Below are 11,658 nucleotides of genomic sequence, written 5' to 3' on the forward strand. Positions count from 1 at the left end.
CGCATAAACTCAACCTAATTTTTTATTGTCTCCGCCGGTGTTCAGGAAAGACCTAAGTGATTGGAAAGCCTAATAGGGCATGGCTCCTTGGAAATTGATGATGATGTAGTGCTTGTTTCCGGAGTTGGTTGTCGTGATGGATAAATTTTCATTAAGAACAGGCTGCTTACCGAATATTTCCAAAAGGAAACTCTTGAAGACTTTATCCGTTTTGGATTGCAGGACTTCTTTGAAGAATTCGCTTTTTGTGACCGGATCGATGCCATCTTCGAAAATGATCTTTTCATCTGCTGTCAGGTAATCATCAGTCAAAAGTATTTCAGCTCTTCGACCGAATGGAATCTGTACTTTTAAGTTTTCTTGGTATTCCTCTTTTTGGTAATCACGGGCGATGCGCGTCACTAAGTAATCGATGGATTGTCTGATCTCTGATTGTTCTGTCATGAAATATCCCTCCAACTTTTTGCCTATCCTAAATATATCACAAACTACCCCTTATAGAAATCCTTCCATGCAAATCGTGAGCCCTTTTACGGCAAATGACCAGCTGATGCGTAGCCCGGAATATATCTTTTTCCCGTTTTTTGCTACAATGGATTGAGAGCATCACCCGGAGGCGATACACAGCCGCTAAGGCAACGCCGAAACGAAGATATGAGGAGGAAGAAAATGGACAAAAGTATGATCGACAAAATCCATGAGGAATTGGAAGAACAGCACTTGTCTTGCGAATGGCGATTGGAGTGGCATAAACCCTTCCATACAGTCGAAATTGTGTTATTATTAGAAGTCAGTTATCCTCCAAATAACAGTATTTCTGATATATTTGGCCATTCGAATCACGAAGATCGGTTCATTTTTGAAGATTCTGTGCTGTTCTATGATCGTGCATCTTCAAAAATAAAAACAGAGGAGTACTTGACCGGTATTCCCTTTGATCGAAAAAAAGGGATTCAAGGCGGATTGGCCGAAGCAGTGGTCAAAAATATACGCTTGACAGTAGGTGAGGCTAACAGCAAGCTCAGGGACTTTCTGAATAATGAAGGAGACTCCAGCTTCGAATTGCATTGGAATGAGCAGAATTTTGTTCAGACAATTGAAACACTGAAGGAAATAGGAAGATATGATGAAACGTATTATCGTTATCCATAATGATAGGAAAGGTGAATGCAAATGGAATGGAATGAAGTGAAGGTTGTGACTGCTACCGAAGCAGTTGAGGCTGTATCAAATATATTGATGGAGGCGGGTGCGAAAGGCGTCGCGATAGATGACGAATTGGACTTCGTCAATCTGCAGGATGATGGGTTCGGACAGATAAAAGAGGAACGTGCGTTGCCTGAAGAAGGTCATGCAGTCTATATCATGGCTTATTATCCAAACAACGCAGGTTTCCAGGACACCGTGTTGTTCATCAAAGAGCAATTGGCGGAGCTGGAAAAAATTGATCTGAAAATCGGGAAAAATGAGATGCAGATCAACCAGGTGAAAGAAGAGGATTGGGAAAACTCCTGGAAAGAATATTTCCATCCGATCCGCTTGACGCGTTTTTTAACGATCGTACCTTATTGGGAAGAATATACGCCTGAAGATGAAAAAGAAATGCTGATTCAGTTGGATCCGGGAATGGCCTTCGGAACCGGCACGCATCCTACGACGCGTCTGTCCATCGAAGCGCTTGAAGCAGTGATGCGGGGCGGTGAAAAAGTGATCGATGTCGGAACCGGGTCAGGCGTGTTGAGCATCGCGGCCAAGGCAATGGGAGCGGACACAGTCTATGCTTATGATATCGATGAAATCGCCACACGCGTTTCTAAAGAGAACATCGCTTATAATGCCTATGCTTCGGATGTGATCGTCAAAGAGAACAACCTTTTGGTGGGGATTGCCGATCAGCAAGCGGACATCATCGTTGCAAATATACTGGCGGAGATTCTGCTGCTGTTGCTTCCCGATGCCTACAACAACCTCAAGGATGATGGTTATTTTATCCTTTCGGGGATCATCGATTCTAAGAAAGAAGAGCTGATCGCAGCTTTGGTAAGCAATGGTTTTGAGATCGAGCAAGAAAAGCAAATGAAAGATTGGGTTTGCCTGATCTGCACTAAAAATCTGGAGGATTGAAGCATGCAACGATACATTATTCCGCCTCTAGCAAAAGATTACCAAATGCAGGCGATTATTTTGTCTGATGATTTCCATCACCATATGGTGCATGTGATGCGCATGAAGCAAGGGGAGCAAGTCTATTTAGCCGACAACTCGGGCATTTCGTTTGTTGCGGAAATCACCGACATATCCGCAAGCACGGTCAGTTTGAAGTGGGTGGCGGATGAAGACCGCTCCACCGAACTTCCGGTCAAGATTGCGATCGCCTGTGGATTGCCGAAGGGCGACAAGCTGGAATACATCGTACAGAAGGGCACAGAGTTGGGCGCGGCAGCCTTCATCCCATTCGCAGCAAAAAATGCGGTTGTAAAGTGGACAGCGGACAAAAGTACGAAAAAACAGCAACGCCTGCAAAAAATTGCGAAAGAGGCAGCGGAGCAATCGCACCGCCAAAAAGAGCCTTTTGTGTATCCTGTCCAAAATCTCAAAGAGTTGCTGGCGGAAGCGGAAAAATACAGCAAAGTGTTGATTGCCTATGAAGAGGATGCAAAGGCCGGTGAGGGCAGCATCTTGGTGAACACGCTTGAAAATCTTGAATCAGGCGATTCGTTGTTGTTTGTGTTCGGGCCTGAAGGCGGCTTGGCGCCGGAAGAACTGGCGGCATTCAGACAAGCCGGCCATAAGAGCTGTGCCTTAGGGCCGAGGATTTTGCGGGCTGAAACAGCGCCTTTATATGCATTGACGGCAGTGTCCTATGAAATGGAATTAAGAAAGGGAGCGGATAAAAATGGTTGAAAAATTAAACAAATATATTGATCACACTTTATTAAGACAAGATGCGATAGAAGAGGAAATCAAAGCTCTTTGCGAAGAAGCGAGGGAATATGACTTCAAATCCGTCTGCGTACAGCCCTGTTGGGTCAAAAAGGTTGAAGCATTCCTGACCGGTTCGGATGTGCTTGTCTGCACCGTCGTCGGTTTTCCTCATGGCGCCAATACAGCAGAAGTGAAGACTTTCGAAGCGAAACAGGCGGTGCAGAACGGTGCCGATGAAGTGGATATGGTCATCAATATAGGAGCTTTGAAGGATGGCAATTACCAAACAGTCGAACATGAAATCGCAGCTTTGGTCGAAGCCGTCAAAGACAAGGCAATCCTGAAGGTTATCATCGAAACGTGTCTGTTGACCGATGAAGAAAAAGTCATCGCTTGCCAGTTGGCTCAAAAGGCAGGCGCCGACTTCGTCAAGACTTCTACCGGTTTTTCAACAGGTGGCGCAACATTGGAGGATATCGCACTGATGCGCAAGACAGTCGGACCTGTGATGGATGTAAAGGCAAGCGGCGGTGTGCGCTCGTATGAAGATGCATTGGCCTTCATCGCAGCCGGAGCGACTCGCTTGGGCACTTCCAGCGGCAAGAAAATCGTCGAAGGCTGGCTTGCTGCAAAATAAATGTAAGGGATGCTCCATCTGCATCCGAATAATCGAATGATCAAGGAAACCTTGAGGGACTTCTTTTTTATGAAGCGATCCTTCAAGGTTTTTTGAGGTTTGAGGTTGAAAACAGAGGATAAATGTTGATGGCGCTTCGTTCCGAATTAAAGTATAATAAAGGGAACTATATTCACTTTTTTGTGTGCAGAATAGGATATATTCAGCATCTTTTCCGTTTGTGGACGGAATCGCAGTAAGTAAATACATAATCTTAAGAGTCAGGAGTGACAACATGCCGAAAATCAAAAACTATTCGCCTGAAGAGGTTGTGCAGCTATGCGCGGAATATATGAATGAAACCCATGTGGCATTTGTCCAAAAAGCTTGCGACTTTGCCAGGGACGCTCACAGCGGACAGATGCGGAAGTCCGGTGAGGAGTACTTCGTTCATCCGACCCAAGTCGCCGCGATATTGGCAGATTTGGAATTGGATCCAGAAACGATTGCAACAGGATTTTTGCATGATGTTGTGGAGGATACAGAATATACATTAGAGGATATCGAACGGGAATTCTCCAAAACCGTAGCCATCTTAGTGGATGGCGTCACAAAACTGGGGAAGATCAAGTACAAGTCCCATGAAGAACAACAGGCCGAAAACCACCGCAAGATGTTGATGGCCATGGCGAAGGATCTGCGGATCATCATGGTGAAGCTGGCGGACAGACTGCACAACATGCGCACCCTGAAATTCCATACGCCGGAAAAACAACGGATCATTTCCAATGAGACACTGGAAATTTACGCACCCTTAGCCCACCGCTTAGGGATGAACCGGATCAAATGGGAACTGGAGGATACGTCGCTCAGATATCTGAATCCGCAGCAATATTACCGGATTGTGCATCTGATGAACAGCAAACGCGATGAACGGGAACTGTACATCAAAGATACGATCAACAAAATCAAAGATTCAATCGATGAATTGGAGATTGAGGCAGATATCTACGGCAGACCGAAGCACATCAACTCCATCTACCGAAAAATGAAGGACCAAAAGAAGCAATTCACGGAAATCTATGATCTGCTGGCTATCCGCGTCATTGTCCATTCCATCAAAGATTGCTATGCCGTTTTGGGTGCCATCCATACAAAATGGAAACCTATGCCAGGCAGATTCAAAGATTATATCGCCATGCCTAAAGCGAATATGTATCAGTCGCTGCACACGACCGTCATCGGGACGCAGGGAACGCCCGTTGAGATCCAAATCCGGACAATCGAAATGCATCAAGTCGCTGAATATGGGGTTGCGGCTCACTGGGCATATAAAGAGGGCATCACCAAAAAAATCGAACCGGATAAAATGCCCCATCAGATCGATTGGTTCCGCGATTTGATCGACTTGCAAGATGATTCCAAAAACGCCAGCGAGTTCGTCGAAAGCGTCAAGGAGGATATCTTCAAGGACAAAGTCTATGTCTTCACTCCGAAAGGCGATGTCGTTGAATTGCCATCGGGTGCCGGCCCGTTGGATTTTGCCTATAACATCCATACCGAAATCGGTCACAAAACCATTGGGGCGAAAGTCAACGGAAAGATAGTCCCTTTAAATTACAAGCTTCAGAATGGCGATATCATCGAAGTGATGACATCCCCGAACTCATTCGGTCCAAGCAGGGACTGGGTCAACCTTGTTTCCACAAGCAAGGCAAAAAATAAAATCAAACGCTACTTCAAGCTGCAGGACCGCGATGAACATGTGATCAAAGGCAGGGATATGCTGGAAAAACAATTGACTGAAATGGAATTTTCGCCAAAAGAGTTCCTGACCAAACTAGCGATCAAAGATTTGTTGAATCGCTTCAATGTGAATTCGGAAGATGACCTCTATGCGGCAATCGGCTTCGGCGAACTGTCTGCATTTATCGTCTCCAATCGTTTGACCGAAAAAGCCCGCCGTGAACGCGATAAACATAAAGCGGAACAACAGCTGGACACAATCGAGCAAAAAACGAAAAAAGACAATCCTAAAATGAAGATTCGCCATGAAGGCGGCGTTGTCATTCAAGGAGTGGACAATCTGCTCATCCGTATCAGCCACTGCTGCAATCCGGTTCCGGGGGATGAAATCGTCGGCTACATCACAAAAGGGCGCGGCATCTCCGTCCATCGGAAAGATTGCCCAAATGTTCAGGTATCCGGAGAACACGGCGACCGCTTGATCGATGTCGAATGGGAAGATACCGGCACCTCCAATATCGATTACGAAACCGAATTGACGGTTGAGGGCTACAATCGTTCCGGTCTGTTGAACGAGATCCTGCATGTCGTCAATACGATGACCAAAAATCTCAGCAGCGTAAACGGAAAGGTCGACAGCAATAAAATCGCTGTCATTACGTTGAAAATCGGGATCCAAAATTTGAGTCAACTGGATAAAATCGTTGATAAAATCAAAAATATTCCGGATGTCTACACAGTCAGAAGGGTCACATCCTAATCAAAATGAAACGAGGGCAGTTATATGCGTGTTGTTGTACAGAAAGTGACGGAAGCATCCGTCTCTGTTGATGATGAAATCATCGGGGAAATCAGTGAGGGCTTCATGCTTTTGGTCGGCATCGGCAAAGATGACACCCAAGACGATGTTGACTACCTCGTCCGTAAAATTTCGAATCTCAGGGTTTTCGAGGATGAGGAAGGCAAAATGAACCGATCCTTGAAGGATGTTTCTGGAGCCATCCTTTCGATATCCCAATTCACTTTGTTCGCTGATACCAAAAAAGGGAATCGCCCAAGCTTCACTAATGCAGCCCCTCCGGAAACCGGGGAGGCGATCTACCAAGCGTTCAACGAGTTGTTAAGCGCAGAAGGCTTTCAGGTGGCATCGGGTAAGTTCGGTGCACACATGTCTGTCCGTTTGAACAACGATGGACCCGTAACCATCCTCATCGATTCCAAAAACAAATAACAGAGCCGGCAGCTTGAACCATTCGAGGTTCAAGCTGCCGACTCTGTTTTTTATTCAGCTTTTTTTATTGGAAATATTCGGTCAGTGCTTGGTAGAGGCTTTCTGCCACCAGCGAGCGATAATAATCGGAATTGAAGGTCTTGACGTCGGAGTCATTATTCATATAGCCGAGCTCCAACAACAAGGCGGGCTGATCATTTTCACGTGTGACCAAGAAATCGCCGAATTTGGAACCATTGTCCTGCAGCGGTAATGTGTCAGCCAGGTGATTATCGACGAGATTTGCCAACGGAATATCCGCATCAGCATAGTAATAAGTCGTGAAGCCTGTCGCGGAAGCACCGCTTGCAGTCGAATCATAATGCAGACTGATGAACAGATCGGCATTATTGACATTACTCATTTCGGCTCGATCTTCCAAGGTAACATAGACATCAGAGGTGCGCGTCAATATGACGTTGGCTCCGGCACTGCGTAATTTATCTGCCACCGCTTCAGCGGTTTTGAGTGTTACTTCCTTCTCGTAAATATAAGTTCCTTCTGCACCGGGATCCTCTCCTCCGTGGCCCGGATCGATCACGATGGTCGCTTCGGCAAGCGTGGTGGTGGATGATGCAGTGACCGGTGTATTGAGCGACTCGGATGTTTCCACCAACCAGGAAGCGACGTAACCTTCCTTGTTTCCCTCGTAAAGAATCTTATAGAAATCACCGGATTCGCTGATCAATTCGTACTCTTCATCTTTTTCGGCAATGAACAGGATGTCACTACCGGTAGAAGGCCCGCTGCGAACATTTACGCCATCCATCGTAATGAGGACTTTTGGATTGGCGTCGTCTGCTACAACCGCTGTAGTATCGACTGTTTCCGGCGCCAACTGGATGCTGCCAGGAGAAATTTCGATCAGCTCTGACAGAATCCAAGCGACTTTATTGTTATATTGAATTTGGCTCCAACCGTTCTCCTCATATAGCAGAGCGAATTTTTCGCCTTCACTGGCCGTTCCGATAACTTCGGATGTTTCATTGTTCTCTTGACGAACGTTGGCTGAGGGCACCAGTATTGTTGCCAGTAATTCGGATGTTGCCGCGATCTCAGTGTTGTTGATCAGCCAACTGGCCACCCATCCGATTCTTCCGTCCGATAGGCGGACTTTATACCATTCGTTCTTATCGGCGAGAACATTGACTGAGGAACCGCCTTGAATTTGCGTCATAATGTCATAGGACAATCCTGGACCGGATCGAACATTTACAATGCTGGCGGAAATGCTGACTGTTGTATAGTTGGCTAATGCTACCGTACCGAAGGAGCCCAATCCGACAAATAGCAAAACAAGCGCCAAGAAGAACAGGTGTCTATTTTTTGCGATAGTCTTCACTGATTGTCTCCTTTCTGGTTTGGGATGCATAAAATTTACAAAAATTGTTCAATTCTTCTATTATTATAGCAAAGATACGGTATCCAATGCAAAGCCTTTTCAGAAATTATAGCTGTGTTGCATTTATGAACAAGGCAGAACCGCATCGCAACCTTCCAACATGGCATGCGCAATTGTTGCGGAAACCACCACAGAAGCAGGCGTGCCGCTGCGTTAACCCGGAATGTGAAAATATGATGAAAACAGTATTGACAATTCAGTACTTATCTTGTATCGTTAAGGAAATTATAAATGTCCAGTGAAGATCGAAGTAGAATAGATTGGTTTGATTCAGAGAGGATTGCCGCGGCTGAGAGCACTCCCAAACGTTTATTCGAAAGACAGGTTGGAGGATTAATAGTGAAAAGCTATTACGCCACGAACGTTACTCGTTAAAGGAAAGCTATGCTTTCGAATAAAGGTGGCACCACGTCTGACTAATCGTCCTTTTCCATGATGGAAAGAGGGCTATTTTTTTGCTTTTTTTCAGACAAAAGACAGTATGAAGCGAAAGGAATGGTTATAAAAATGATACAAAAACCAAAAGGGACTGCCGACATATTTTTGCAGGAAGCAGAAATTTGGCAATACGTGGAAGAAACATCCCGGATCTTACTGCATGACTATCAATTTTCGGAAATCCGTACCCCGATGTTTGAAAGTTATGAACTGTTCTCAAGAGGGGTCGGCGATACGAGTGATATCGTATCGAAGGAAATGTACGACTTCTATGATAAAGGCGAACGACACATCGCATTGAAGCCTGAAGGAACGGCTCCAGTGGTCCGGGCTTACGTCGAAAATAAGCTTTTCGGTCCCGAACATCCGAAACCGCTGAAAGTCTATTATATCAGCCCGATGTTCCGCTACGAAAGACCGCAAGGCGGAAGAATGCGTCAATTCCACCAACTGGGTGTCGAGGTTTTCGGAAGCATCAATCCGGCGACCGATGTCGAAACGATGGCATTGGCATGGGATATATTGAAAGAATTGGAATTGAGCGATCTGAAATTGGTCATCAATTCGTTGGGCAAGACGGAAGATCGAATCAGATACCGCGAAGCGTTGATCGCCTATTTGGAACCTTTCCATGATGAATTGAGCAAAGATTCCCAGACCCGCCTCCACAAGAATCCGTTGCGTGTTTTGGACAGCAAGGACAAACGCGACAAGGAAATCGTTGCCCAGGCACCGAGCATTTTGGAGTTCCTTTCGGAAGATTCGAAGAAGCATTTTGAATCGGTTCAGGAAATGCTTCGGGCATTGGAAATTCCCTTCACAATCAACAGCAACATGGTCCGCGGACTCGATTACTATCAGGATACAATCTTTGAAATCATGAGTGCATCCGCGGTCTTTGGGGCGGAAACGACCATCTGCGGGGGCGGCCGCTATGACGGCTTGGTGCAGGAAATCGGTGGGCCGGAAGTGCCTGGTTTTGGCTTCGGGATGGGCTTGGAAAGATTGATCCTTTTGATGAAGGATCAGCAAGTCGATGTGCCGAAATTATCCGAATTGGATGTATATGTGGTCGGTTTGGGTGAAGCTACGAACATCGAATCCTTGAAATTGGTCCAAAATGCGCGCCAAGCAGGGTACTCCGCGGACCGGGACTTCCATGACCGCAAAGCTAAAGCGCAATTCAAGACCGCCACGAAAAATGGGGCCAAAGTAGTGCTGACCATCGGCGAAGATGAATTGAACAACAAACAAGTGCAATTCAAAGTGATGTCGACCGGCAAAGAGCAGAAAGTGGCGTTGACTGAGATTTACGCGGATTTTGATAAAGTGTACAAAACACAGACAGCCGATATGACGGCTTTTAATGAATTTTTCGGAAAAGAAGACTAGAACATACAGAAAAGGGTAGTGAAAATGGATAGAAGAACAGAGTATTGCGGATTATTGACGGAAGCATCCGTTGGACAGACTGTCGTCGCCAATGGTTGGGTTAACAAAAGAAGAGACTTAGGCGGATTGATCTTTGTCCATCTGCGTGATCGTGAAGGCATCGTCCAAGTCGTTTTCAACACAGAGTTCAACGAAGAAGCGTTCCGCATTGCGGAAACGATCCGTGGGGAATATGTCCTGCAGGTCAAAGGTAAAGTAGTCCTTCGTGAAGCAAATCAGATCAATCCGAACATCGGCACAGGCACGATCGAAATCGAAGCGGAATCCGTGGAGATTTTGGCAAAGGCTAAAACACCGCCGTTCTATATCGAAGGCGATCTCAACGTTTCCGATGAATTGCGCATGAAATACCGCTACATCGATTTAAGAAGAGATAAAATGATGAACAACATGAAAATTCGCCACAAAACGACGCGCACTGTCCGCACCTATTTAGATGGCTTGAATTTCATGGACATCGAAACACCTTATTTGACGAAATCGACTCCGGAAGGTGCGCGTGACTATATCGTTCCATCGCGTGTCCACCAAGGCGAATTTTACGCACTGCCGCAATCCCCTCAGCTGTTCAAACAGATGCTGATGGGCGCAGGCTTTGACCGTTATTACCAGATTGTGCGCTGCTTCCGTGATGAAGATTTGCGTGGTGACAGACAGCCGGAATTCACCCAAATCGATATCGAAACCAGCTTCCTGTCTGCAGCTGAGATTCAGGAAATTACAGAAAGCATGCTTCAGAAAGTCATGAAGGACGTTTTAGGCAAAGACATTCCGGCACCATTCCCGCGCATTTCCTACGATGAAGCGATGAACCGTTTCGGCAGCGATAAGCCGGATACCCGTTTCGCATTGGAACTGATCGACATGAATGAATTTGCGAAAACTTCTTCATTCAACGTATTCAAAGCGACCAGCGAAAACGGCGGCCAAGTCCGCGGATTGAACGTCAAAGGCAAAGCCGATTCCTATTCGCGCAAAGATATGGATAACCTGATCGAATACGCCAAACAATACGGCGCAAAAGGCATGGCTTGGATGAAAGTCGAAGAGGACGGACTGAAAGGCGCCGTGGCAAAATTCTTCACCGAAGACAGCGAAGAATTGATCAGACTGATGGATGCCGAGCCTGGGGACTTGTTGGTGTTCGTTGCTGACAAAAAAGAGATCGTCTATCAAGCGCTAGGAGAATTGCGTCTGAAGTTCGGCCGCGATCTTGATCTGATCGACAAATCCCAATATGCTTTCGTTTGGGTTGTGAATTGGCCATTGCTTGAGTACGATGTGGACGCAAAACGCTACACTGCAATGCACCATCCATTCACTCGTCCGAATGATGAAGATCTTGACAAATTAGCCGATCATCCGGAAGAAGTCTATGCACAAGCCTATGATATCGTATTAAACGGTTATGAAATCGGCGGCGGATCTTTGCGTATCTACACAAGGGAAGTGCAAGAGCAGATGTTTGCGGCACTTGGCTTCAGCAAAGAAGATGCCGAAGAAGAGTTCGGTTTCTTGTTGGATGCCTTCGATTACGGCTTCCCACCGCATGGCGGCATCGCATTAGGACTGGATCGTTTGGTCATGTTGTTGGCTGGCGAATCGAATATCCGCGAAGTGATCGCGTTCCCTAAAAACGGGAAAGCTTTCGACCCGATGACGAACGCTCCAAGTGAAGTAAGCGCAGCTCAGTTGAAAGAACTGAGCCTGAAAATCGCTTCACTAGACTAACCTTGGACTAACAATTGCACTAAAAAGAGCATCTGATGGTAAGGAAAACAGGCCTTATGATACAATAATCGTATCATA

10 protein-coding genes are annotated in these 11,658 nt (G+C 46.1%); 8 read left to right on the forward strand and 2 right to left on the reverse strand.

Going from position 1 to position 11,658, the window contains the following annotated elements; all coding sequences use genetic code 11:
- Positions 1-69 precede the first annotated feature (69 nt).
- The gene (locus AC0J5I_RS11835; RefSeq protein WP_107995172.1) at positions 70-444 is read right to left on the reverse strand and encodes a hypothetical protein; all 375 of its coding nucleotides are present in this window, start codon (positions 442-444) and stop codon (positions 70-72) included.
- A 225-nt stretch (positions 445-669) separates the two neighbouring features.
- Here AC0J5I_RS11835 and AC0J5I_RS11840 point away from each other — a divergent pair, with 225 nt between their 5' ends.
- The 6 genes from AC0J5I_RS11840 (at position 670) to dtd (ending at position 6,518) form a co-directional block, all read left to right on the forward strand.
- The gene (locus AC0J5I_RS11840; protein ID WP_475299995.1) at positions 670-1,152 is read left to right on the forward strand and encodes a DUF3013 family protein; all 483 of its coding nucleotides are present in this window, start codon (positions 670-672) and stop codon (positions 1,150-1,152) included.
- Between the two features lie 21 nt (positions 1,153-1,173).
- Positions 1,174-2,124: a 50S ribosomal protein L11 methyltransferase gene (gene prmA / locus AC0J5I_RS11845; RefSeq protein ID WP_107995444.1), complete on the forward strand. Its 951-nt coding sequence runs from the start codon at positions 1,174-1,176 to the stop codon at positions 2,122-2,124.
- A gap of 3 nt (positions 2,125-2,127) precedes the next feature.
- On the forward strand, positions 2,128-2,904 hold the full coding sequence (locus AC0J5I_RS11850; protein WP_107995174.1) for a 16S rRNA (uracil(1498)-N(3))-methyltransferase: 777 nt from the start codon (positions 2,128-2,130) through the stop codon (positions 2,902-2,904).
- Positions 2,897-3,562, forward strand: a complete 666-nt coding sequence (deoC, locus tag AC0J5I_RS11855) for a deoxyribose-phosphate aldolase (protein WP_107995175.1) — start codon at positions 2,897-2,899, stop codon at positions 3,560-3,562. Before AC0J5I_RS11850 ends, deoC begins: the two co-directional genes overlap by 8 nt.
- Positions 3,563-3,836: 274 nt before the next feature.
- Positions 3,837-6,047, forward strand: coding sequence for a RelA/SpoT family protein (locus tag AC0J5I_RS11860; protein ID WP_475300004.1), 2,211 nt, complete (start codon positions 3,837-3,839; stop codon positions 6,045-6,047).
- Positions 6,048-6,071: 24 nt separating this feature from the next.
- Positions 6,072-6,518, forward strand: coding sequence for a D-aminoacyl-tRNA deacylase (gene dtd, locus AC0J5I_RS11865; protein WP_475300007.1), 447 nt, complete (start codon positions 6,072-6,074; stop codon positions 6,516-6,518).
- Between the two features lie 64 nt (positions 6,519-6,582).
- Here dtd and AC0J5I_RS11870 read toward each other — a convergent pair whose 3' ends face one another.
- Positions 6,583-7,899, reverse strand: a complete 1,317-nt coding sequence (locus AC0J5I_RS11870) for an N-acetylmuramoyl-L-alanine amidase (RefSeq protein ID WP_234402564.1) — start codon at positions 7,897-7,899, stop codon at positions 6,583-6,585.
- 567 nt (positions 7,900-8,466) lie between these two features.
- On the opposite strand from AC0J5I_RS11870, the gene hisS reads away from it, so the two are divergent.
- Together hisS and aspS are read left to right on the forward strand one after the other, a co-directional pair.
- The gene (gene hisS, locus AC0J5I_RS11875) at positions 8,467-9,789 is read left to right on the forward strand and encodes a histidine--tRNA ligase (RefSeq protein ID WP_475300010.1); all 1,323 of its coding nucleotides are present in this window, start codon (positions 8,467-8,469) and stop codon (positions 9,787-9,789) included.
- Between the two features lie 24 nt (positions 9,790-9,813).
- Positions 9,814-11,580 carry an aspartate--tRNA ligase gene (gene aspS / locus AC0J5I_RS11880; protein WP_475300014.1) on the forward strand — a complete coding sequence of 589 codons (1,767 nt, stop codon included), beginning with the start codon at positions 9,814-9,816 and terminating at the stop codon, positions 11,578-11,580.
- Positions 11,581-11,658 lie beyond the last annotated feature (78 nt).

Source organism: Trichococcus sp. TS_SC_9 (genome assembly GCF_056156325.1).